This is a genomic window from Desulfobacterales bacterium (genome assembly GCA_030066985.1).
In the GTDB taxonomy this organism is placed as follows: domain Bacteria; phylum Desulfobacterota; class Desulfobacteria; order Desulfobacterales; family JAHEIW01; genus JAHEIW01.
Genome location: JASJAN010000035.1, coordinates 16610 through 40681 on the forward strand (window position 1 = coordinate 16610; position 24072 = coordinate 40681).

Genomic DNA, 24072 nt, shown 5'->3' on the forward strand with positions numbered 1-24072 from the left:
ATATAAAATGAAAAAAAATGCGCTATATTGCCTTTTCATATTGGTGATCCTCATTGCGCCATGGGGTTGCGCCACTTACAATGCCCAAAAGGTGGGCCCGACCGCAATTGAGCAAGCCACAACGGAAATTCCGGAAGCGCAGCTGCTTGACGTTGGTATAATGGTTTTTGAATCCAAAGAGCTCACACCGGAAGTGGCAAAAAAAGAGGGCACCAACTCAAATATCCGCAATGCTGAAACGCATTTTATTCCTTATCATCTGAAAAACACACTGCACCAGAGCAGCCACTGGGGTGCCATCCAAGTAGTACCGGCTGAGACAAACAGTGTTGATTTATTGGTTAAAGGCAAAATCCTCGAATCCAATGGTGAGCATCTGGTACTGGAAATTGATGTGGTGGATGCCACCGACATGCGCTGGTTTAAAAGGACGTACCGCGCCGAAGCGTCGGAAACGTATTATTCCGGGAACAGGGCGGGAGAAAAAGATGCTTACCAGGACCTGTACAATACCATTGCAAATGATATGGCCAAATACAAAATGAAGCTCAAAGTTTCCCAAATTGAAAATATCCGCACGGTGGCTAAGCTCAAATTCGCGCAGGAGTTTGCGCCGGATGCATTTGAAGGTTATTTGACGACAGATAAAAAAAAGCGTTTGAGCGTCAATCGCCTGCCGGCGGACTATGACCCCATGATGGAGCGCCTGCTGCAAATTAGAGAGCGAGAATACATGTATGTGGATACGCTCAACCAGCAGTATGAAAACTTTTATGCTGAAATGTGGCCCGCTTACGAAAATTGGCGTCAGTTGAATTTAACCGAGCGCGAAGCCGTTAAAAAGATCAAACGGGAAGCAATGACCCGTCAATTGGTCGGCGCACTTTTGGTTGCCGGAGCGATAGCGGCCGGTTCACGGGATGCCAACATGGCCCGTGCGATGGCACCGGCAATGGTGCTTATCGGGGGGCAGGTGTTTATAAGCGGCTGGAATGTGTCAAAAGAAGCCGACATGCATAAAGCCGCCATCGAAGAGCTCAGCGAATCATTCGGTGCCGAAATGCAGCCGGTAACCATGGAATTTGAAGGGCAGCAATACAAATTGACTGGAACCGCCGAAGAACAGTTTAAAACTTGGAAAACCATGCTGCGCCAGATTTATTTTGCCGAAACAGGCTTTGATCCAACCCCTCCAACCGATCAAGCGGAAACGGAACAAGACCAAAAGCTTTGATATTTTTGCATTTTCATTTTGTTAAGGAATGTCGGCGATCGGTGAAGTTCAATACGACGTTCGGCCGCAAACCAGTATCCGAAACCAATTCCTAAAATCACGAAAATGGCTGTGCTTAATCCCAGGCCTTTCATATTTTCGTGATTTTTTATATAGTTGTTCCTTCAAGAGCGTATGGCCTTTTGGTAAACATATTATCTGAAACCCATACAAAAACCTCAAACAACACTCGATAACTGAACTGCAGATGTCTATCGCATGTTGAATTTAGCAAAAGACCAAGTATTGCTTTCCCGCTTTTGCCTGCTGGAGATGATCGGCGAGGGCGGCATGGGACAGGTCTGGCTAGTTTGGGATCAAGAGCTTGAAATCCAAATTGCCGCAAAAATTTTGCACCCGCAGATCGTCTCCGATCAGAATCGCGTCAAACTATTAAAAAATGAATGTCGCAATACCCGTCGATTGGCGCACCCTAATATTGTACGCGTATTTGATTTTCATCGATCCGCCGATTTGGCCTTCATCTCCATGGAATATGTGGACGGCCAAAATCTGAACGATTACCGCAGCCCATTGGAACACATCAGCTTTTCGCAGCTCATCAAGCTGATAAAGCCTGTCATCAATGCCCTTGGGTATGCCCATGAAATGGGTCTGGTTCATCGAGATGTCAAAGCCGCCAACATCATAATTGATCGGCAGCATGTTCCACGCCTGACCGACTTTGGCATCGCCGGCGTTTTCAAGTCAGGCCAGCAGGCAATGGAAATTACCTCCGGCGGCTCTCTGTTTTGCATGAGCCCGCAACAATTGGGACATCATCGCCCAGCTCCATCCGATGATATGTATGCCCTCGGTGTGCTGCTCTATCAAATGTTGACCGGATATCCGCCGTTCTATCCGGATATCACCCGAGAGCGAATTCGGCATGAGGTTCCGGCTCCCGTCAATCAACGGCTACAGCAACTTGCCATCGATGCAACTATTCCGGATTCAATGGAAAACTTGATTGCCGAGATGTTGGCCAAAAATCCTGCTGATCGCCCGGCGCGCATGCAGGAAATTGAAGCCTTCTTTGATCGGATGTCGAGCCCTGTGATCAGTCAAACGATAGCACCGCGAAGTCCAGCGCCAAAGGTCATCAGTTCGAGGCCAGCTTCAGATCCTGCGGAAATGATTGCGCCGGTGAGCGTAAGTCCGATAAAACACCATAAGGGTTTGCGGCAAAGACCACACGCCAATTTGGTCAAAGGGGCGGCCTTGATGGTTGCTTTTGTCGTGCTGCTGGCCGGTGGATTTTGGTTGTGGCAATATCTGGGCGGTCTGAACAAAAAATCAACCCCACCGAAAAGCCCGGTGAGCAAGCAACAACAAGCGGAATCTGAAAAGACGTCCACACAGACTGAGAAGGCACCGGTAAAAACGCCGCATCCGCCACAGTTGGCTGCTGATAAAAAGAAAGCAGATAACAAGCTGGGCGAATATATGCAGCTTAAACAGAAATTGGAGACCAAAGGTGCTTCTCAATGGGGTAACCAGATTTATGCTGATATGTCGCAATTGGCAGATGAAGCTGATCAGTTTTTAATCGAAAAACAGTATGCCCCGGCAGCCGCAAAATATGCAGCCGCTTCGGCTAAAGCGCAAGAGTTGGTCAACCAGATGGCGCCGGTTTTAAAAAGACTGCTAATCGAAGGTCAAGATGCACTCGAAGAAGGCAACGGTGAGTTGGCTGAAGAAAAATTTTCGATCGCTTTGCTAATAGATCCGTCCAATGCAACGGCCAAAAAAAGTTTGCAACGCGCGAAAAACACCGAGGCCATTATGCAGTTGCTCGAATCCGGAAACCGCCATGAAGCTGCAGGTAATCTTGCTGCCGCCTCAACCGACTACCAGGACGCGGTCAAACTGGATCCGGCTTCAAAGAGAGCCCAGGCATCTCTGACACGGGTCGACGAACAGCTCCGTGAGCAAAAATACCAACAATTAATGTCAGAAGGTCTGACAGCCGTCCATCGCAAAGACCATCAACTGGCTCGCCAAAAATTGCGCCAAGCCCTGAAAATCCGGCCAGAATCGCGTGAAGCCAGAGAATCCCTTGCCCAGGTGGATCAGTCTATCCGTCTGTCACAGATTGAAACCTATCGCAGACAGGCCGCTGCTTCAGAAAAGTCTGAAAACTGGCAGCAGGCCTTTAGCGCTTACCAGAAGGTTTTGGAAATCGACCCTAATGTAGCGTTTGCCGTGCAGGGCAAACAACGCGCATCGAAACATATGCGTATTAATAAACGCCTCGATTTCTTTCTGCAACAGCCGACTGCTCTGGAATCGGATCGTCAGCTTGAAAATGCTCTTGAGCTAGTTGCCGAAATTGAGGCGCTGAAAACGCCCGGGCCGCGCCTTAGAGAACAATTTAATCAGCTGGTAGGTATCGTTAATGCGGCTAAAACGCCGGTAAAGATAGTCCTTGAATCCGATACTTTCACCGATGTTGCCGTATATAAAGTTGGCAAGCTAGGCCGTTTTAGTAGCCGAGAGCTGCGTCTGCGACCCGGCTCTTATACCGTTGTGGGGACGCGGAACGGATACCAGGATGTGCGCAAAAAAATCATCGTCAAACCCGAGCAAGGGCCGATACGGGTCATTATTCGATGTGAGGTTAAAATTTGAATCGAACTTATAAAATCATAGACCACAGCGGCGATCGGACCGTTGCGACGGAAGATTTTCCGATTGTCATTGGTGCAGGCCCGGCCGCTGCGATCATCATCTCAGATGTTGAAAAGGCGACTGAGGCTGCCTTCATCGGTCTATCGCAGCAGCGACCCTTCGTGCAGGCGGGCCACAGCGATGTGGTCGTCCGCTACAACGGGCGAAAATTAAAAGACAGTGTCTGGCTGATGCATGGTGACCGGCTTGAGGTCGGCAGCTGCAGAATACAATTTGAAGCCCGTGGCAATGATTTTATCATCCGAGTTGCGGGCCAAAAAATGGCAGATGTGCCGACCCCAACATCGGACAGCATCCGCTCACCTGAAAAGGCATTGAAAATCGACCCTGTGTCCTTTCGGTCCAAACGAAGACAAAGACGCGCCGGAGCCATACATCGCTATCGCAGATGGCTTAGCATGGCGGTTGGTCTGTGTTTACTCCTACTGCTGGCAATCGGCTGGTTTGTTTTTACCGCCCGTCAAATTACGATTCAAATTGAGCCACAGCCGGAGGAAGTTTCGATCGGCGGCAGTCTGCTAGCCCCTCGCTTTGGCGGCCACTTTCTGCTAAGGCCAGGCAAATACACCCTCATTGCCACTAAAGACTGCTATGCTGACATGAAAAAGGCATTCGAGGTGGGAGCCGAAAAAAACCAAACAGTCCAATTTGAAATGGAAAAACTTCCCGGACGCATTTCCGTACAGGCCTATCCAGAGGGCCAAGCGGGTGTGCCGCTGACCGGTGCACGGCTCATAATTGACGGACAAGAAGTTGGCGCCACCCCAATTTTAAACCTGGCGGTTAAAGCGGGTCGGCGAGTGCTGGAAATTCAGGCCGATAATTATCAGGATGTCAAAACCGAAGAGCAAATTATCGGTTGCCCAGAGAAACAGACGTTTGAATATACATTGATCCCCGGCTGGTCGGATGTGTTCATCAGCTCGATTCCAGAGGGCGCTGCGGTATCGATAGACGGCAAGCCCGCCGGCAACACGCCTATAAAAGTGGAGTTGCCCGAGGGCACTTATCGCCTCAAAATAAGTGCTGAAGGATTTAAACCCTGGCAAAAGCAACTGGCTGTGGTGCCCAATCAACCCCAATCCATAAAAGATGTCCAATTGCAACCGGCCGACGGCACCTTGGCTTTGCAAACCACACCATCCGGGGCCAATGTGACCATTGACCGGAAATTTGCCGGGAAAACCCCTTTAACCATTTCTCTACAGGCAGATGTCCAGCATGAAGTTCAAATCTCCAAGGCGGGTTATGAAAACTTGGCCCGAACTGTTCAGGTGGCAACCGGCAAAAAGAAAACACTGGCCATTCAATTGAAACCGGAGTTCGGGGTTATTCAATTTGTGGTTGAGCCACCTGATGCTCAACTTTTTGTCGATGGGAAGAATCAGGGTCCCGTACCGGCCAAATTAAATTTGTTGGCAATCGGTCACCAGCTGGAGCTCAAAAAACCAGGATATGAAACCTTCCGAACCCGGATCACCCCCCGGCCTGGCTTTCCGCAAATCGTAAACATCACCTTGAAGCGAAGCCATTCAGCTCCTGCGGATCCGGAAGGCGTTATCACGGCCCAAAATGGCTACAAGCTAAAACTGGTAGAACCGCAGTCGTTCATCATGGGATCATCGCGACGCGAACAGGGCCGGCGCACCAACGAAACCCTCCGCAATATAAATTTGCAGCGGCCGTTTTATATGGGCTTGAAAGAAGTAACCAACCGGCAGTTTAAACAGTTTTTAGCCAGTCACAATTCCGGGGCCTTTAACGGCCAACCGTTATCCCTGGAAGATCATCCGGTCGTTCAGATTACATGGCAGCAAGCAGCCTTATTCTGCAACTGGTTGAGCGCGAAGGAGTCTTTGCCGCCGGCATACGTGAAAAAGGGCGGTCGCCTCGTCGCTGCCGACCCTATTGGCATCGGATACCGGCTAGCCACCGAAGCCGAATGGGAGTATTGTGCCCGCTTCTCAGGTAATTCAGCCAGCCTCAAATACCCATGGGGAAATCTATTTCCACCGACGACGCCTTCGGGCAATTATGCCGACGCATCTGCCAAAAAGTTGTTGGCCACTGTGCTCGAAAAATACAATGACGGTTTCCCGGGATCGGCGCCACCGGGCAAATTTAAAGCCAACGACCTGGGGTTGTTCGACCTGGGTGGCAATGTAGCCGAGTGGTGCCATGACTTTTACTCGATTTATACCTATAATAGCAGTAAGACCGATGTCGATCCCACCGGACCCTCACAGGGAAACCATCATGTGGTCAAAGGATCGAGCTGGAAACATGCCAGCATAAGCAATTTGAGGCTGGCCTATCGCGGATATAGCAATGGAAAACGCCCGGATCTGGGGTTTCGTGTATGCCGGTACGCAAAATGATCTAAATTGAGCGTTTCAAATTAAAAATATGGAGAATACTTTTCTTTGAGGAATTCTATCGATTTAACATTTTTAATTTGAAACCCAGCGGGGTTGCTGATCTTACTCCGCCTCAGGCGGATTAGATGCCGTTCCGCATAGTATACTATAGCGGAACAACATCTGCCGTGTAGCTGCGGCAATCCTCCAGAGGCGGATCTTCGACCTCGACAAGCGCTCAACTTAGACCCTAAATTGAGCGTTGATGAGAGTACAAAGATATGGACGCAAAAAAACGTTCATCTTTCAAATGGTTGGCCATCGTCATGTTTACGGCAGTGGCTTTTGTGGTGATGGCATATCAACTTCTTCCGGCCGCTGCTGCAGAGGTGATCGTCGCACAGAGCACAAACCAAACAACCGCACCTGAGGGGGAAACATCGTCATCTGAAAGTCAGCCCACTGAATCGAAAGCAGCAGAAGAAAAAGAAACGAACGCAACCAAAAACAGAAAACTAAAGGATTTCCGCCCCTCAGAAAAAATCGAAGCGGAGCAGGCAGTGGACTTCCCCTATGACATTTAGTTTTCAAATAGTAATGGCCTTTTTCCCGATGAGCTGTGTTCTCCGCGTTTTTAAGCTTTCGACGTACGACCAGTACGCCGAAAGCTTAAAAACTTGTGCGGCCGAGCTCATCAAAAAAAATTCTCATTTCTATTTTGAAAACAACCCGATATAAATTAAAAAAACTTTGGACCGAAAACCTCAGATTTTGTTCGAGGGCAAGGCACAAGACGATGAAAAAGCGGAGCGTACACGTCAGTAGGTGAGCATTTTGAAGCGTCTTGATGCACGCCTTTGATGTACATAAAATAGATGTGCAATCCATTTAGCCTGGGCAACACAGCCATCGGGCAAAATATGAGGTTTAGAAACCCATAATATAACCTATGGTTTAAAAAGTATGAAAAAAACATTCCCTTTTTCGTTTGAGTTAATCTACCAAGTTTTTTCTTTGATTGTGATCGTCATCATTGTGCATGCCATCTATGTGGCGGTAATTCGGCCCAAAGCCGATGCCATTTTAGAAAAGCAGGCTATTGCGATGGCCGAAGACAAATCACAGGTGATGGAGCGCTCGGTGTTCGTCCTCATTCGTGATTACGAACAGGAAGCTTGTTTTATTCTGATGTTTTGGGCAATGGCCATTATGGGATATAAGGCCTTTAAAACGTCACGCCAGCGCGCTTTGCTTCAAATGGATCTGATCCCTTTGGCCGAGGGCGTGCGCATTTTACCGGAAGACACCCGGGATGTATCCCGGCAGATTCAAGCCCTGCCGGCTCAGCAACGCGAAGCGCTGTTGCCCAGAGCGTTGTTGGCTGGTTTGCAACGATTCAGCACTACCCGCAATATTCAGGATGTGGCCAGCGCCACCCGCGCCTATTGCGATTCGGAGGCCGAACGTCTCGAGTCTGAACTATCCATGATTCGTTATATCGCTTGGGCCATTCCATCGGTTGGCTTTATTGGAACGGTGCGGGGCATTGGCGATGCACTGGGCCAGGCCCACAAGGCCATCGAAGGCGATATCTTTGATGTCACCCGCAGCTTGGGCGTGGCCTTTAATTCAACTCTAATAGCACTGCTGATCAGCATTGGCTTGATGTTTTTGCTGCACCAATTGCAGCAAATGCAAGAGCGCTATGTGCTGGATTCGCAAACCTATTGCGATGAAAACCTTATCAGTCATCTATACGTTAAGTGAGGTGTCAAGTGTCAGTGTTCAGGTGTCAGCATCAGAAATATCTGAATTTCAACTCGATCAAACCTGACACCTGACACCTAATGGCATAATTATGAATGCTGAGTTTAAAGCTTGTAACCTAACAAAAACTTAAAGAAACGAATGCATGAACATGAGCGTATTAGGATTAGAGTTGAGCGATGCCGGTATTCTGGTCGCCGGAGGCGATCCACCCGGACTGCTAAAACTCGATGGTAACAGCGTTGAAAGCCCCGGGTTTGCTCTACCAGAAAAAAAAAGGTTGGTCGTCGGCATAGCAGCTGAAAGAAAAGCACACCAATATCCCCGTCAGATTCTCAATCATTTCTGGGACCAATTAAATACCGAACCCCTGGAGCAGCACATTCCATTTGCACACAACCACGCTGAAATTGCCTTCGAGCATCTTGCCCATATCTTTCAGAACGTCAAACCGCACGGATCCGAAATGATTATAGCCGTGCCGGGGTTTTATACACACAAACATTTGGGATTGATTTTGGGGATTACGAAAGAATTGGCCATCCCTGTAAAGGGTTTTGTTCCGCTCGCTGTCGCCGCAGTTCCGAATCAGCTGCCACAGGGGTTGTTGCTGCACCTGGACCTGCATTTACAGAGATTTGAACTCACCTATCTTCAGCGCAAAGACCAAATAAGCCGTGAGGAATCACTGTCCGTTGAAGGCAGCGGTCTGAGTGCCCTATTCCGAAGATGGGTGGATGCCATCGCAGAAGAATTTGTCCGCCATACCCGTTTCGATCCCCTGCATCAGGCCACCACCGAGCAAGAGTTATACGACCGCTTACCTGGAATTCTCACGCAGCTCAACCAAAAGCCCTCAGTTCATTTTGAAATGACAGGCGGTTCCAAGGTATATCACATAACACTGACAACAGAGTTGTTTTCAGAAGTCGCAGCACCTATTTTCGATAAAATCCGCAGCCTGATAGATCGGTTCTGCGATCGCTATGGTAAACATGCCCCGGCAAGCGTTTTGTTGATCACCGATCGACTTGCTCGTATACCAGGAATCCACAATGTGTTGACCGGCAGTCATCATCGCAACGTTATCACGTTGCCCGCCGGGGCGGGTGCTCTGGGAGCCCTATGGTTTTTGGATGCCCTGCGCGATCAACGACATGAGAGCAGCGCTCCGTTTCTGATCACCCGGCCCTTGCCGCATGAGCAGCAAATTTCGGTTGAGGCGCCCCGTCAACCGGCTGAAAGGCAACAGCGGCCCACGCATATCCTTTATCGCGACATCGCCTATCCGATTGCGCAGAAACCGCTGCCAATTGGCTTAGAAACACCTCCAGACGGGTATGGCATTAAAATCCGCGGTCAAATTGCCGGCGTGTCTCGTAAACACTGTTCGGTTCAACGGAGTGGTAATACCGTTGTTTTAAATGACCACAGCACCTACGGTACTTACGTAAACGAAAAACCGGTGGCTGGAAAAAAGAACTTGGAGCTTGGCGAGGTGATTCGTGTCGGCACACCGGGCGAAAATCTTAGATTAATTGCATGTTTGGATGGCGAAACCGATGAAACGTAGAGCCGTCAACGTATTTAACCTATCTTTTTTGGATATCATAACCTGCGGGCTGGGGGCTGTCATCCTTTTGTTTGTGTTGGTCAATGCCAAAAGCGCCGCCCAGCGGGATTCGATTACCTCGGATTTTCGTGCAGAAGCCGAGCGTGTTGAACAGGAAGTCCTCGATGCCAAAAAAGAGCTGGTCCTCGCACGCAATACATTAGAGCAGACCGAAGCGCAACGGGTGCGTACAGAGGGCCTTTCTCGCAAAATCATTGAAATACTGGAACAAAAAAAAGTCGAGTTGTCTGATCGTCAAGAAGATACGCTAGCGACCACCGAACATGTCAATAAATTAAAAGCAGATCTGAAATCAATAGAGGAAGAGCTCAAACGCCTGAGAGCCGGGGCCAAGACCGAGGATGATCAAGGCTCCCGGCTGCGAAAATTCCCCGGAGAAGGAGACCGTCAGTATTTAACCGATCTGAAGATGGGCGGCAAGCGGATATTTATCCTGGTGGATGCCTCCGCCAGCATGCTGGATGAAACGGTCGTTGGCGTCATCCGGCGCCGCAACTTGAGCGCCAAAGAAAAACTGAAATCCCCTAAATGGCAACAGACGGTCGCCACCGTCAACTGGCTTGCCACACAGCTGCCATCGACAAGCCAGTTTCAAATTTACGCCTTTAATGAAGATGCCAGTCCCTTACTTGCTGGCACGGCAGGAGCCTGGTTGGATGCTGGTAATGTGGACCAATTAAACCAGGCCGCCAACGGCATTCGCAGCGTCATTCCGCAAAAGGGTACCAGTCTTTTGAATGCCATCACCGCCCTTCGCACGATGAAGCCTGCTCCGGACAATATTTTTTTGCTGACCGACGGCCTGCCGACGATGGGAAAGGGTAAACCCTGGCGCAAACGGGTGTCCAGCGATAAGCGCCTGAGTCTTTTTAAAGCTGCCATTGGTGAATTACCAAAGGCGCCGGTTAATGTCATATTATACCCGATGGAAGGTGATCCTCTGGCGGCCGATGCCTATTGGCGCTTGGCCAAGCGCACCCGCGGATCATTTTTTTCACCGTCAAAGGATTGGCCTTAAGTTCGGCGAAAGGCTCAGGGCGCAAGGATGACGGTAAAAACAATAACATTTTTAGCCTTGGGCCGTATGCCGTGTGCCTTGGACCAGTTGGGGTTGTTCAAGAGAAAATCGAAATCAAGTAGTTAAAATCATGAAAAGACCTCGTAAAAATATCCAGATTTTTAGCTTATCCTTCTTGGATTGCATTTGCTGTGGTTTCGGTGCGGTAATTTTGCTGTTTGTTCTATCTAAATTCGCCGAACCCATGATCATTGAAGAGGTTAAGGAAGATCTGGAAGCCAAGATTGTTAAACTGGAAGAAGAGCTCGTCGAGATTCGGGGGGAAACAGCGATACTCAACCGGGAATTGACAGCGAAAAAAGAACAGTTGTCAGAAGAAAAAATCCGACTGGCTCGTCTGCAGGGCGACATATCCAAAATCAAGGGTCAATATGCGGCATCAAAAGATCGGGCCCAGGTCCAGAATATTATCGAGGGGCAGTTGGCCCGTGCAATGCAGGAATTAACTGAAGAAATGCGGCGTCTGCTCAAGACACAACCCCGTAAAATCGAAAGTTCCATCGGTGGCATTCCAGTAGACAGCGAGTACATCATTTTCATCATCGATACATCCGGCAGTATGCAGCGCAATGCGTGGTCTCTGGTCCAGCGAAAACTAAGAGAAACGCTGAATGTATACCCGAAAGTTAAAGGCATTCAGATCATGAATGATATGGGTGAATACATGTTTTCGCAATATCGCGGCAAGTGGATTCCAGATTCACCGGCCCGCCGGCGAGCCATTATTTCGCGGCTCAGTTCATGGCGCGCTTTCAGCAACTCCAGCCCGGTGGAAGGCATCACAGCCGCCATTCGGACCTTTTATGCCACAGACAAAAAAATAAGCCTGTATGTTTTTGGAGATGAATTCAGTGGGCCGCGCATGCAGCCGGTTGTTGATGCCGTAGATCGTATCAACAAGCGAACAAAAGACGGTTCCCGGCGGGTGCGAATACATGCCGTCGGCTTTCCGGTGGTAATGGGAAAAACAAACATGCGGGGAAATACGGGAGAACGCTTTGCGACGCTGATGCGCATTTTGTGTCACAAAAACGGCGGCACTTTTGTGGGGCTAAATTCAACGAGACCATAGAAAGGTTCTGGGTTCAGAGGTTCAGGGTTCAGGGTTAAGTTATTTTGGCCACTGGCTTCTCGGTCCCAGTCGTTAACCGCTTTATACTACAAGGTGCAGCTTGAAAACCTCAACAAGCAACCTTTGAACCCTGAACCTTTGAACCAGTCGATTGAACCGCAATACCAATAATATTTTGGCAACTCCTATTCAAAGGATATAGGCGACAAAACAAATGAACCTGAAATGCCCCAAATGCAACCAGGCGTTACCGGAAGTCAAAACGTTCAAGTATCGTTTTTGCCCGCATTGCGGAGCCGAAATGGCCCCTGAACCAGAGAAACTCGATGAGGCCTATTTGACCATACCGCCCGATTCACCGTTGCCGCCGGCAGACCAAAAGCCTGATAATGCAAAGGCCAAAACGGACCATAAATTGGCTGAGGCCGTGCGGTTGGACGATCATACCATTGCGCCGCAACCCATCACCCCTCAAAACCGACCCTCCATCAAACCGCCGGCTCAACCCCCTCCGTCCAGTTTCTTCCGAACCCCGCCCTCAGAGAATTATCCGCCGCCACCCATACCCACCAAAAAGCAAGTTAAAAAAGCCCAGCCACCGCCACCAGAACCCTCCCCTAAAAAACCGACAAAAAACCATCAAAAGGTCATTATCGCTATTTTGATTTTACTGGCTTTGGTAATTTTAATATTAGGTGGGTTGTTTACCTTCTAATATCGTCCTCGTAGCAAAATACGAAACACTGCGGCGAGAAGGATGTGGCAGTTCGGATGGTACATCGCATTCGAATACAGGCGATTCCGAGGCATAATTTTTAAGTTTCACCGATAGTATGATATTCAATGAAGCGATCCAATTTCAGGCGTTGTTCAGATGTTAATTTTCCAAACTTCAATCCGATTTGCCGCATTTTGACGCTACTGAAACTGAATTCACTCTTGATTTCAAAATCAGATATTTTTTTAAAGGGCACTCTATCCAGATAAAGCCCCGCACGACCCAAAATGATCTTTAGCTCTTTCGCACTTTCAAGCTTCTCATCGCCGTCGATATACCGGAACGAAAGGCCCCGGATACTGATATCTTTAATCTGACCCAATCGGCTTTCCTGATCAACCAGGGCCGCAAATGCACCTTCCGCAGCTTTGAACCGTTTTTGCTGTCGCCGCTCCGCTAAGATCTTAACTGCTGGCATCATCAACACTCCGACTTCTGAAAAACAGAGTTTTCGGTTTGCACGCTAATCTATATTTGATGTGGATTCGTCTTGGCCGGTGGGATAAAACGTACCGCTTTCATTACCCGGGGTAGGCCTCCAAATCAAGCTAAAATTTCATAAATCAACCTTTTTAAGCCTTCAGCCGGCTGCTTTTAAAAAGGTGTCAAAATATCGTTAATTCTTTGGTTTAAGCGTGGAATTCCGCTTGACAAAAGCGGTCAACCCTATTAATCAATATCCTTTTATACAAAAAAATTAAGATCGCTCGCAGAGGCGAGACGATCTAAAACTAGCAAATCAGATTGAAAGGAGATGTAAACAAATGGCTAATTTAATTCCACCTCATGGCGGAAAAGGACTGACCTGTTGCCTGCTCGAGGGCGCTGAGCTGGAAGCTGAAAAGAAAAAGGCTGAGGGCCTTAAGAAGATTTCGGTTTCACCGCGTGAAAAGGGCGATTTGATCATGATGGGTATCGGCGGATTCAGCCCGCTGACCGGCTTTATGACCAAAGCGGATTGGAAAGGCGTATGTGATAACTTTCTGATGGCTGATGGGACGTTTTGGCCCATCCCGGTGACCTTATCGGCGTCAAAAGAGGATGCCGAAAGCATCAGTGAGGGTGATGAGATTGCCCTGTATGACGCCGAAGGCGATGAAATCATGGCCACTATGACGGTCACCGAAAAATATGAAATGACCGAGGCGGATAAAAAGTTTGAGTGTGAAAAAGTGTATATGGGTGAAGGCACTGCCACAGCTGAAGAGTTTTGGAAAATTGCCAAAGACGATCACCCGGGTGTTCAGATGGTTATGGAGCAGAAAGATGTCAACCTTGCCGGACCGGTCAAGGTGCTCACTGAAGCCGAGTATCCCACCAAATATGCCGGTGTCTATATGCGGCCGGAAGAATCCCGCAAAATGTTTGAAGAACGCGGTTGGAGTGAAGTGGCTGCATTACAGCTGAGAAACCCCATGCATCGTTCCCATGAGTATCTGTGCAAAATCGCCGTTGAGGTTTGCGATGGTGTTTATATCCACTCGCTGGTCGGAAATCTGAAACCGGGTGACATCCCGGCTGAAGTCCGCGTTAAATGCATCGATACCCTGGTTAAAAATTATTTTGTTGAAGATAAAGTCGTCCAGGGTGGCTATCCGCTGGATATGCGTTACGCCGGCCCCAGAGAAGGTCTGCTGCACGCGACTTTCCGGCAAAATTATGGGTGCTCCCGCATGATCATCGGCCGCGACCATGCCGGTGTGGGTGATTTCTACGGTATGTTCGAAGCCCAGACCATTTTTGACAAAATCCCGACTCCGGAAGAAGAAGGCAAAGCGCTGCTTTGCACACCGTTGAAAATCGACTGGACCTTTTACTGCTACAAATGCGACGGCATGGCATCATTGCGAACCTGCCCGCATGATAAAGAAGACCGCGTCCTGCTCAGCGGGACCATGCTCAGAAAGATGCTTTCCGATGGCGAAGCATTGCCGGATCACTTTGGGCGTGACGAAGTCGTTGAAATTCTGCGTGGATACTACGAAGGCCTGACCGACAAAGTTGAGATCAAGCTGCACGGAGCTGCTACCGGAGATTGATTTGATCATCTAAAACACGCGCAGAAATCAAAAGGGAGCCGCCGCAAGGCGCGCTCCCTTTTCTTTTATAGAGGTTTCAGGTGTCAGTGTTCAGGTGTTTGTCCTTCTAAGTGTCCCTGACACCTGACACCCGACACCTGAAACCAACAAAAAAGGGGATGCTTTACAGCAATCCCCTTTCAATTTGTGTTTTAAGCTTATCTCTTAGAAGTTTCTTCCAGCGTATTCATTATACGCCATCGCCACCGTCCGGTAAACCAGATGGGCCAGCTTTGAAAACGGCAGATAGGCAAACAGGGCCCACACCAAAATCAGATGCACAAAATAAGTGGCAAAGGAAATAAAGGCCCAGTCGGCCAGCCGGGTCAGTTGGGCGCCCATGCCGGTGACACCCAGCCCAAAGGCAAGGTAAACCAGATACCAATCAAAATATTTGGAAACCTGATCTTTTTTGGCAAGGCGATTTTTGATCAGCAAGCTGGTTCCGACAATCAGGGCGATACCGCTGATGTTTGCCAGCCATTTGACCGGATTCATCTGGGACCAGGGGCCATGCAGCGGGCCGCTGGGAAGCAAATAGGACCCATACATGACGACAAAGAAAATATTGGTCACGATAAACAGCCCGATAAAACCCCATAATGTCAGAAAGTGAGCAATTTCGCGATTCCTATTTTCAGTACAGTCCGAAAATTTGCGATGGAACAGAATGGTCGGAATAACCTTGATCAACGATTCGATAAATCCGCGAACCTCGATGGTTTCTTTATTGGTTTTACCTTCAACCAGCGCATTTTGATGCAAATCACCCAAAAACCGTTTGAGACCCAATGCAAAAACCGCCACGGCAAAAATGGCTGCCGGCAGCATTGTCATGTCCACCAGCCAGGTTGAGAAAAATTTCCAATGTTTGATGCCTTCGCTCATATCCGGTGTGAAATCCAACAACCCGGTGATGGTACCCACAACCAGGAATAAAAGTGCGGGAATGGCCAGCAGGATCGGCAGTTTCTTGGGATCTTTCAAGGCTTTGGCAAGTATTTTCGGTTGCGCATACTCCTCGATCGCATAGGATCGCACCGCAGCCAGAACATCCGCCGGCTTGGCCTCACGCGGACAACGGGTAGAACAATCGCCACAGTTGTGGCACAACCAGATATCTGAATTGCCCACCAGCTTGTCTTTTAAGCCCCACGAAGCGGCTATCATTTCTTTGCGGGGAAACGGTTTGTTATCCGGCGAGATGGCGCAGGCCACCGAACAGGTTGCGCATTGATAGCATTTTTTGAGGTCTTCGCCCCCCAAGGCGCCAACTTCTTTAATAAATTCCAAATCAGGCTCGATAACATAAGGTTCAGCCATATTCTTACCTCCTCAACCAATTGAAAATTGATTGTACCCTATAAAAATTGTTTAAACCCGATTGAAGCATTTTCAATCGAACATCATCAAATATTAGAATCCCTTAAAGGGGTTCGGACCCATTTCCTCAACAGAGGCCACAAAATCATCAATGATCTGCGGAAGCTTGTCATATTCATCGATGGCCACCTGGAATTGGGCCACGCGTTCTTCTTCAAGCGCCAGGCTCGACAGGGCATCGCCGATTTTCTTCATGCGGATTTCGGCCAACTCACTGCCCTTGACGAAATGACACTGGTAGTCGTCACCGTGTTTGCAGCCCAGCAGAAACACACCGTCCATACCCTGGGCCAGCGCGTCCTTAATCCAGATCACATTAACCGATCCCAGACACCGTACCGGTATGAAGCGCACATCGGCTGAATATGAGAGCCGGTTGAGCGCCGCAATATCCAGGGCCGGGTAAGCATCATTTTCACAGATTAGCCCGAGGATACGCAACGGCGGCTCCTCATAATCGTCTTCAGATGGCACGCCAATAGCTTTGACCATCGATCCGATGCTGTCAATGCTGTAATCGGAAAAGTTGATAATGCGCTCCGGGCAGCAGCCCATACAGGTGCCGCAGCGACGGCAGCGTGCCGGATTCGGCTTGGGCGTTCCCTTTTCATCGTCATCGATGGCGCCGAAGGGACATTCTTCAGTGCAGCGTTTGCACTGGGTGCAGCGCTGAAAGAAAAAGTCGGGAAAGGTCATATCGCCTGATCGCGGATGAACCGAAACACCGCGGTTGACCGATTCCAGACATTGAATCGCTTTCAAGGCCGCTCCGCTGGCATCCTCTACGGCTTCTTCGGTGGTCATACTGCGCCGAATGGCCCCGGCGGCGTAAATACCGGTTCGCTGCGTTTCGTAAGGGAAACAGATAAAATTGGAATCCGCATACTCGTCAAAGAGTGCGTTATCACGAAATCCGGGTCCCTGGCGGTAAGCCAGATTGATCACCGGGTCATCGGCGGTTACCGGAACCATACCGGTTCCCAGCACCACTATATCGGCTTTGACCTGAACCTTTTCACCCAGCAGGGTATTGTCGGCTTCAACAATGAGACCGCCACCGTTTTGCGAAACGCTGGTGACCTCTCCTTTGGTTAAAAAGATTCCCGGATCCTGCTGAATGTTTTTGTAAAAGTTTTCCGTCAAACCCACGGCACGCATATGCTGGTAAAAGACATAGGATTTGGCGTCTTCATAATCTTCGCGCAGATACTTGGCCTGTTTGAGCGCCACCAGGCTGGTCACCGCACCGGCATAACCAAAGTCTTTGTCGTCTCCCTGACCGGGGCTCTGAATGAATACAACGGATTTGGCCTCTTTGCCGTCTGACGGCCGCACAATTTTACCGGCAGCGGCAATCTCTTCAAACTGGTGGTTGGTGACCACATCGGCCATCTGGCCATAGCCCAGATGGGCAAATTCATCATCTTCCGGTTCATACGGGCGCCAGCCGGCCGCCAGAATGACAGCTCCGAATTTTTCGCCATTGGGATCCAGCTGCAAAATGTCCTGCTTGCCCTTGTTGTATTCCATAAAGGCTTCGTGCATTTTTTCGGCATCCAGTTCCTGGCCCTTCTCATCGACCTTCATCTCATCCGGCAGGGGGAACGGAACGTCGAATTCGGTCCTATCACCTGGCTTTTTAAGGGTTACTAAAAAATCACCCGGTTCCCCGGCGATGCGGCCGACCACGGTCTCGGTTTTGACGGTGATGTTGGCATACTGGCCCAGTTCCTCGATTTTTGATTCGATCGCCGGTGGGATCAAATTCTCATAGGGATATGCGCCGGGTAGCTGTTTTCGCCAACGGTTGGCATTGCCACCTAAAGACGCTTCTTTCTCAACGATAGTGACCTCATACCCGATTTTGGCGGCATCGATAGCCGCGGAGATGCCCGTTATACCACCGCCGATCACCAGGATCTTTTTATTCAGCGCCTCCAGCAGATAAGGCTCAGGCAGCTCTATTTTTTCAACCCGCGCCATACCCATCTTTAAATAGTCTTCAGCCAACAGTTGAACGTGATCGACGAAATTTTCATCGTCTTTTTGTTCTTCGGTGGGAGCCGGATATTTCGATCGCGGATGGGTCCAAACCACCCCTTCTCTGAGGTTGACCCGATCCACGATGCAGCCGTCAAAACGGAAAACATCGTACAGCACCCGACGGGAACAGGCGGCAATGACCAGCGTGTTGACGCCTTCATCGGCAATATCCTTTTTAAGGAGTTCAACCCCGGTCTGACCGCATAATATCGGGCAGGTTTTAACCGCGAGACCTTCCTCCTTGGCGACATCGCCCAGCTTTTCAATATCGATGGCGTCTCCGATCCCACAACCTTCGCAGATATATACACCGTATTTTTTATCCATGTCTAACTTTCCTCCTATCTGCTCACCAGGGTTTGAATCGCCTTAAGGGCCATTCCGGTAGCATTTTGGTTGGATGAAACCACGTCAGCCGGTTTATTGGCGCAGCCAGCTGCAAACATACCGCCCTTTTCGAAATCATTGACGATAAATCCATCATCATTGTAGATTAAATCAGCCGGAAGTTTGCCAGCGGCCACTGTCGGCTGCATTCCGGTGGCCAGAACGACCATCTCCACTTCCTGATGGACTTTTTCACCAGTTACCGCATTTTCGGCCACTACGGTTACATTTTGGTTACCCGCGTCCGCACTGACCTCGGCCACTTTGCCCTTGATCAAAAAGATGTTTTCATCCTCCTTAATCGATTCATAAAAGCGTTCATAACGATAACCCGGGGTCCGCAAATCGATATAGAAAATGTATATCTTGGCATCCGGATAGCGCTCGCGCACATAGGTGGCCTGCTTTAAAGATGCCATGCAGCAAATATAGGAACAGTAAGGCAGATGATTTTCATCCCGGGAGCCCGCGCACTGGACAAAGGCAACACTTTTGGGCTCTTTGTTGTCCGAGGGGCGCAGAATTTTGCCCTGGGTGGGCCCGTTAGGCGCGGCCAGCCTTTCCATCATCATATTGGTGACGATGTTCGGATATTCGCCGAAACCCAGATTGTCGATCTGGGCGGCATCATAAGGCTGCCAGCCGGTGGACCACACAATGGCGCCGACGTTCAAATTCAGGGTTTTGGCTTCCATTTCAAGATCGATCGCATCATACTTGCAGGCTTCCTGAACCCGGGCGGCATCGGAGGTGCCGATGATCTCCGGCGCCACCACATACCGGGCCGGAAAGGCCATCTCAAACGGCAAATATGCGCCTTTAATCTTTTGCATCCCGAAATCGTATTCGCTGTCGATTTCCGCCTGACAGGCTTCGGTACAGGCATTACAGCAGGTACAGTTCTCATTTACATACCGGGGATTGACTTTGACGGCCACTTCATAATTGCCCGCATCGCCGGAAACCGATTCGACTTCCGCCAACGTCAAAACCTTGATTCGGGGATTATCTTTAATCCGTCTGTAATTAATTTCCAGGCCGCAGGTGGGCGGGCACAACTTGGGAAAATATTGATTCAGCTGTGCGACCCTTCCTCCCAGATACGGATTTTTCTCGACCAGGAACACCTCATACCCCACTTCGGCAGCTTCAATTGCCGTGGTCAGACCGCTGATACCGCCGCCAACGACTAATATGCTTCCGCTTGCCGGAGCTGCTTTTTCGTCAGTCATACTTCCCTCCGCACTTTTAGTAAAGTTCGATTATGTGTGGCAAACCTTCACCACATAAACTCCAATTTCTTCTCTGTGTGTCCCAATTTGATGTTAACTTTCAGGTGTCAGGTGTCAGGTATCAGTCTTCAGAAGACAGAGGTCAGACGACAGAAGACAGATTGAAAAATTTGTAATGGAGACGCTTTATCTGTCCTCTGTTTTCTGTTCTCCGACATCTGTTCACTGACACCTGACACCTGAACACTGAAACCTATTAATGAAGTGTGAAGTAAAGAGAAATGCTGTCAGCCTCTCGCATTGCATTAATGCCACACGAGCGCCAACAACAAAAACCTCCAGGTGTCAGATGACACCTGGAGGCATCTGTTGGTTAATTATTATTGATTCGTCTACTTCTGAGCTGATCCATTAGGCATCCGGAATGATCTTGACATAATCTTTCTTGAAGACATCCCATTTCTGCTCTTTGGGATCAAACTTGGAATTGACAAAGCAGAACCAATTTTCGTCATCCTGGCCCGGATAATCGGCTTGATAGTAAAAGCCCGGATAACGGGTCTCTTTACGGAACTGAATGTGACGCAGGTGCGATTCAACCGTCCAGATGCGGTGCTGAATCTCCCAGGCTCTCATCAGTTCATGCAGATCACCGGCAGCCAGTTTTTCGTTATCTTCCCGCATGGTGGCCAGCAGATCCATGACGATCTCAAGGTTCTTGGAGGTCGTCTGGTAGTAAGTGGAGGTTCCGGCACCATACTCGTGGGTGGCCTTCATCATACGATACATCATGCCGTTGGGTTTGATGTATTCGGGATTGATGTCATCGTCGGTGGTGTAGGCACAATTATCCAGATAATGGCGTACGGGTTTGTAGACAATGTCGACCAGCTCGTCAGCTGACTGGCTGATGGCCGGGGAATAATCGGCGTGGTCTTTGGCATAGCGGACCATTTCTTTGACAGCCATTCGACCTTCGGCATGGGAACCGGAGGAGAATTTATGACCGGAGCAGCCCACGCCGTCACCGGCGGTGAACAGGCCATCTACTGTGGTCATACGGTTGTAAACCTTACCATTGGCAGCTTTGATCTTGTATGCATCCGGTACCCAGTCAAAATCCGGGCCGGAGGTCCACAGACCGCAGCAACCGGAGTGGGATCCGAGCAGATAAGGCTCGGTGGGCATAACTTCAGAATTTTTCTTTTCAGGCTCGGTATTGGTGGCGCACCACAGATTGGCCTGCCCGCAAGTCATATCCAAGAAATCTTCCCAGGCTTCGGATTCAAGATGCTTGAGCTCTTTTTTGTCCATGGTCTTGCCGAGCTCGGCCAGAGCGGTAACGGTATCCATGATAATGGGCCCGCGGCCCTCTTTCATCTCAAAAAGCATCAGGTGGTTTCGCAGACAGGTCGGTGTAATGGCTGCGGTTCCATAAGGCGCATATTTTTCCAGCTCGGCTTTGGCGGCATCGCTGCCGGCAAAGGCTTCGCCCAGACCGTTGAGGGTTTTGGCCTTGAACAGCAGGAACCAGGCCCCCACCGGGCCGTAACCGTCTTTAAAACGGGCCGGGGTGAAACGGTTTTCCATCATGGACAGCTCGGCGCCGACTTTCATGCACAGGGTGTAGGTGGAACCGGAATTCCAGACCGGATACCAGGCGCGGCCCTTTCCTTCACCCACTGAGCGCGGCTGATAAATATTGACAGCCCCGCCGCAGGCTACCATCATCGTCTTGCATTTGATGATGAAGACTTTGTTTTCGCGCACGGAGAAACCCACCGCACCGGCGATTTGATTTTCTTTGTTGGCATCCAGCAGCAACTCAACGATGAAGACCCTTTCCAGAATATTTTCTTCACCAATGGCCAGCTTGGCTGCTTCGGCCACGATGCGTTTGTAAGATTCGCCGTTGATCATGATCTGCCATTTGCCCGTACGCACCGGCGTGGCGCCCGCTTTCAGGGTGCCCAATTTCTGGCCTTTTTTACCATCCAGGTTTTTGCCGTCTTCGGTTTTTTTCCAGATCGGCAGGCCCCACTCTTCAAACAGATGCACGGAGTCATCCACGTGGCAGCCCAGATCAAATATCAGGTCTTCGCGCACGATGCCCATCAGGTCGTTGCGGACCATGCGCACATAATCATCAGGCGTGTTTTCGCCGATATAGGTGTTGATGGCCGAAAGGCCCTGGGCAACGGCGCCGCTTCTTTCCAAAGCCGCTTTATCCACCAGCAGAACGCTCTGGTCATCAGACATCCATTTTTTAGCTTCAAAAGCAGAGCCGCAGGCAGCCATACCGCCACCGACGATCAAAATATCAACTTCACGCTCCTCAACTTCAGGGTCCCTTACAGCTTTGAGTTCCCCCAATGGTTTATTCGGTAATGCCATATCTTATCCTCCTTGATTTATAGTGCTAATTGATCATTTACTTTAATTTAACTAACCACGCGTCGTTAGACAGTTGCTTGTGGCGTCGGAAGGGTATAGCCGTCGGCTTCTTCGGTTGACAGCAAGCCGCTTTCCAGATCCTTGCCTTTCAGCTCTGCATACGCATTGGCCTGTCCTTCGGGAGTGGTCCGGATGGGGAACTTAAAGCGTTTGATGGTTCCGTTACGGAACTTGCAGGTCCACATAACATCTTCGGTTCCCAGCATCGGCATAACACTGCTTCCCAGGGGAACAAAGTCGGCATAGCCTCTGACTTCAATTGCCTGGGTGGGGCAGATCTTGACGCATGAGAAGCATTCCCAGCACTGATCCGGCTCCTGGTTATAAGCCTTCATCTCGTTGGGTTCAAGAACCATCAGGTCATTCGGACAAATGTACATGCAGGCAGTTTTGTCCCCGCCTTTGCATCCATCACATTTTTCGTCTATTACATAACTTGGCATTTATCATACCTCCTAAAATTAATGTGGTAAGTAATTGTGGCAAACTTTAACCGTCAAGAAGAATTACGTGGTTGCACCTCCCTTCATATAGCTAAGTTTTTATTGAATTTAATGGGCTATTTATCGGTTGAACCGGTACCCACCGGTTAATATTTGAGAAAAATCAGGGATTTTTACGGCCAAAGGCAGTAAATATTTCCTATAAAATCAGCAAGATACAGTTTGTCCAAAGGGGAAAACATATCATTGAACTTTTACCTTGTCAAGGGTTTTTGGCCCCGCAAAAACCAAAATTTCAGACAGTTATGAGACAATGTTCGTAACTTCTATCGGCTGTATTTGGCCGGTTAATCTATTACTATATGTTGTATTCGCTTCCCTAAATCCAGCTGAAAAAAAATTCAAATCAGAAATTCCTTTGATACACTGTTGAAACCTGATATCGCAAGGTTCAGGGGTTTGGGAAAATGTTAAATTAGTTTTGTTTGTTTAATTGGTTGAATTGGTTGGCTTAAACCGAACCAATTGAACAAATTTAACCAATCAAACCAATTAAACAGAGGAAAAAAGATCCCAGATGATATCTGACACCTGAAAGCTAATGCTATAAGATTGGAGGTTAAGAATATTTTGGACGACCACCTGTATCCCATACCGCCGGACGGAAAATTCCGGTTTGCTTGTTCTCCTGAAGTGGCTTGTTTTAATGAATGCTGCCGGAACTTGAATCAATTTTTATACCCTTACGATATCTTACGCCTCAAAAAAGGACTGGAAATATCGTCCAGTGAATTTCTGGAGCGCTACACAGTCCAGCACATCGGGCCCGAATCCGGGCTGCCAATGGTGACACTGAAAGCCTCAGATGAGCACCGGCGGATATGCCCGTTTGTTACCCCCAAAGGATGCCATGTCTATCCGGATCGTCCCGCATCCTGCCGCACTTATCCGCTGGCGCGGGCCATCGCCAGCAATCGTGAAACCGGAAAAGTCACCGAACATTTCGTGTTGATTAAAGAGCTGCATTGTTTGGGCTTTAAAGCCTCTAAATCGCAGACCGCGAGGCAATGGACAGACGACCAGGAAATTGCCATTTACAACCATTTCAATGATCAGATGCTGGATATCATCCGTCTGAAAAACCAGCTGCGGCCGGGCCGGCTGGATCTAAAATCCCGCCGGCTGTTTTATATGGCGCTTTACGATCTGGACCGATTCAGAACCCAGATATTTAAAAACAAACTTTTAGATCAGATTGAGGCGGACCCGCAAAAACTGGCTTCGGCCAGGACCGATGATACGGCCTTGCTGGAAATCGGCATGGCCTATGTTAAGCAGGCGTTGTTCAACTCATAGGTTCAGAGGTTCAAGGATTTTTTACATTAGTTTGATTTGTTTCATTG

The 24072-nt window shown here is 49.2% G+C and carries 17 protein-coding genes; 11 read left to right on the plus strand and 6 right to left on the minus strand.

The features are described 5' to 3' along the window. Nucleotides 1-7 precede the first annotated feature (7 nt). The 9 genes from QNJ26_17055 (at nt 8) to QNJ26_17095 (ending at nt 12586) form a co-directional block, all read left to right on the plus strand. Nucleotides 8-1234, plus strand: a complete 1227-nt coding sequence (locus tag QNJ26_17055) for a hypothetical protein (GenBank protein MDJ0987251.1) — start codon at nt 8-10, stop codon at nt 1232-1234. Between the two features lie 258 nt (nt 1235-1492). After that, entirely contained in the window at nt 1493-3904 is a 2412-nt protein-coding gene (locus QNJ26_17060) for a protein kinase (protein ID MDJ0987252.1), read from the plus strand. Further along, complete coding sequence (locus tag QNJ26_17065; protein ID MDJ0987253.1) at nt 3901-6342, plus strand: PEGA domain-containing protein; 2442 nt, start codon at nt 3901-3903, stop codon at nt 6340-6342. Before QNJ26_17060 ends, QNJ26_17065 begins: the two co-directional genes overlap by 4 nt. A 260-nt stretch (nt 6343-6602) precedes the next feature. Continuing rightward, nucleotides 6603-6905 (plus strand): hypothetical protein, encoded by a 303-nt coding sequence (locus QNJ26_17070; GenBank protein ID MDJ0987254.1) that lies wholly within the window; start codon nt 6603-6605, stop codon nt 6903-6905. Nucleotides 6906-7284: 379 nt separating this feature from the next. Continuing rightward, the gene (locus QNJ26_17075) at nt 7285-8088 is read left to right on the plus strand and encodes a MotA/TolQ/ExbB proton channel family protein (protein ID MDJ0987255.1); all 804 of its coding nucleotides are present in this window, start codon (nt 7285-7287) and stop codon (nt 8086-8088) included. A gap of 151 nt (nt 8089-8239) precedes the next feature. Next, the gene (locus QNJ26_17080; protein ID MDJ0987256.1) at nt 8240-9661 is read left to right on the plus strand and encodes an FHA domain-containing protein; all 1422 of its coding nucleotides are present in this window, start codon (nt 8240-8242) and stop codon (nt 9659-9661) included. After that, nucleotides 9651-10739, plus strand: a complete 1089-nt coding sequence (locus QNJ26_17085; GenBank protein MDJ0987257.1) for a hypothetical protein — start codon at nt 9651-9653, stop codon at nt 10737-10739. Before QNJ26_17080 ends, QNJ26_17085 begins: the two co-directional genes overlap by 11 nt. Nucleotides 10740-10869: 130 nt before the next feature. Next, a complete protein-coding gene (locus tag QNJ26_17090; GenBank protein ID MDJ0987258.1) occupies nt 10870-11871 on the plus strand; it encodes a hypothetical protein in 1002 nt (333 codons plus the stop codon). Nucleotides 11872-12085: 214 nt separating this feature from the next. Continuing rightward, nucleotides 12086-12586, plus strand: a complete 501-nt coding sequence (locus QNJ26_17095) for a hypothetical protein (protein MDJ0987259.1) — start codon at nt 12086-12088, stop codon at nt 12584-12586. A gap of 100 nt (nt 12587-12686) precedes the next feature. Here the strand turns inward: QNJ26_17095 and QNJ26_17100 are convergent, their stop codons facing one another. Continuing rightward, complete coding sequence (locus tag QNJ26_17100) at nt 12687-13070, minus strand: PilZ domain-containing protein (protein ID MDJ0987260.1); 384 nt, start codon at nt 13068-13070, stop codon at nt 12687-12689. 343 nt (nt 13071-13413) lie between these two features. Here QNJ26_17100 and sat point away from each other — a divergent pair, with 343 nt between their 5' ends. After that, on the plus strand, nt 13414-14688 hold the full coding sequence (gene sat, locus QNJ26_17105) for a sulfate adenylyltransferase (protein MDJ0987261.1): 1275 nt from the start codon (nt 13414-13416) through the stop codon (nt 14686-14688). 204 nt (nt 14689-14892) lie between these two features. On the opposite strand, the gene qmoC is transcribed toward sat, so the two are convergent. The 5 genes from qmoC to aprB form a co-directional block, all read right to left on the minus strand. Further along, nucleotides 14893-16050, minus strand: coding sequence for a quinone-interacting membrane-bound oxidoreductase complex subunit QmoC (gene qmoC, locus QNJ26_17110; protein MDJ0987262.1), 1158 nt, complete (start codon nt 16048-16050; stop codon nt 14893-14895). Between the two features lie 93 nt (nt 16051-16143). After that, the gene (locus QNJ26_17115) at nt 16144-18480 is read right to left on the minus strand and encodes an FAD-dependent oxidoreductase (protein MDJ0987263.1); all 2337 of its coding nucleotides are present in this window, start codon (nt 18478-18480) and stop codon (nt 16144-16146) included. A gap of 14 nt (nt 18481-18494) precedes the next feature. Further along, nucleotides 18495-19772, minus strand: coding sequence for a CoB--CoM heterodisulfide reductase iron-sulfur subunit A family protein (locus QNJ26_17120; protein ID MDJ0987264.1), 1278 nt, complete (start codon nt 19770-19772; stop codon nt 18495-18497). A 411-nt stretch (nt 19773-20183) separates the two neighbouring features. Continuing rightward, nucleotides 20184-22166, minus strand: a complete 1983-nt coding sequence (aprA, locus tag QNJ26_17125) for an adenylyl-sulfate reductase subunit alpha (protein MDJ0987265.1) — start codon at nt 22164-22166, stop codon at nt 20184-20186. 65 nt (nt 22167-22231) lie between these two features. After that, the gene (aprB, locus tag QNJ26_17130; GenBank protein MDJ0987266.1) at nt 22232-22669 is read right to left on the minus strand and encodes an adenylyl-sulfate reductase subunit beta; all 438 of its coding nucleotides are present in this window, start codon (nt 22667-22669) and stop codon (nt 22232-22234) included. 630 nt (nt 22670-23299) lie between these two features. On the opposite strand from aprB, the gene QNJ26_17135 reads away from it, so the two are divergent. After that, nucleotides 23300-24025, plus strand: coding sequence for a YkgJ family cysteine cluster protein (locus QNJ26_17135; GenBank protein MDJ0987267.1), 726 nt, complete (start codon nt 23300-23302; stop codon nt 24023-24025). Nucleotides 24026-24072 lie beyond the last annotated feature (47 nt).

Coding starts and splice junctions, on each gene's coding strand:
- QNJ26_17090 (MDJ0987258.1), top strand. CDS start 10,870: ATGAAAAGACCTCGTAAAAATATCCAGATTTTTAGCTTATCCTTCTTG.
- sat (MDJ0987261.1), top strand. CDS start 13,414: ATGGCTAATTTAATTCCACCTCATGGCGGAAAAGGACTGACCTGTTGC.
- QNJ26_17085 (MDJ0987257.1), top strand. CDS start 9,651: ATGAAACGTAGAGCCGTCAACGTATTTAACCTATCTTTTTTGGATATC.
- qmoC (MDJ0987262.1), bottom strand. CDS start 16,050: ATGGCTGAACCTTATGTTATCGAGCCTGATTTGGAATTTATTAAAGAA.
- QNJ26_17095 (MDJ0987259.1), top strand. CDS start 12,086: ATGAACCTGAAATGCCCCAAATGCAACCAGGCGTTACCGGAAGTCAAA.
- QNJ26_17115 (MDJ0987263.1), bottom strand. CDS start 18,480: ATGGATAAAAAATACGGTGTATATATCTGCGAAGGTTGTGGGATCGGA.
- QNJ26_17070 (MDJ0987254.1), top strand. CDS start 6,603: ATGGACGCAAAAAAACGTTCATCTTTCAAATGGTTGGCCATCGTCATG.
- QNJ26_17055 (MDJ0987251.1), top strand. CDS start 8: ATGAAAAAAAATGCGCTATATTGCCTTTTCATATTGGTGATCCTCATT.
- aprB (MDJ0987266.1), bottom strand. CDS start 22,669: ATGCCAAGTTATGTAATAGACGAAAAATGTGATGGATGCAAAGGCGGG.
- QNJ26_17080 (MDJ0987256.1), top strand. CDS start 8,240: ATGAGCGTATTAGGATTAGAGTTGAGCGATGCCGGTATTCTGGTCGCC.
- QNJ26_17120 (MDJ0987264.1), bottom strand. CDS start 19,772: ATGACTGACGAAAAAGCAGCTCCGGCAAGCGGAAGCATATTAGTCGTT.
- aprA (MDJ0987265.1), bottom strand. CDS start 22,166: ATGGCATTACCGAATAAACCATTGGGGGAACTCAAAGCTGTAAGGGAC.
- QNJ26_17075 (MDJ0987255.1), top strand. CDS start 7,285: ATGAAAAAAACATTCCCTTTTTCGTTTGAGTTAATCTACCAAGTTTTT.
- QNJ26_17060 (MDJ0987252.1), top strand. CDS start 1,493: ATGTTGAATTTAGCAAAAGACCAAGTATTGCTTTCCCGCTTTTGCCTG.
- QNJ26_17100 (MDJ0987260.1), bottom strand. CDS start 13,070: ATGATGCCAGCAGTTAAGATCTTAGCGGAGCGGCGACAGCAAAAACGG.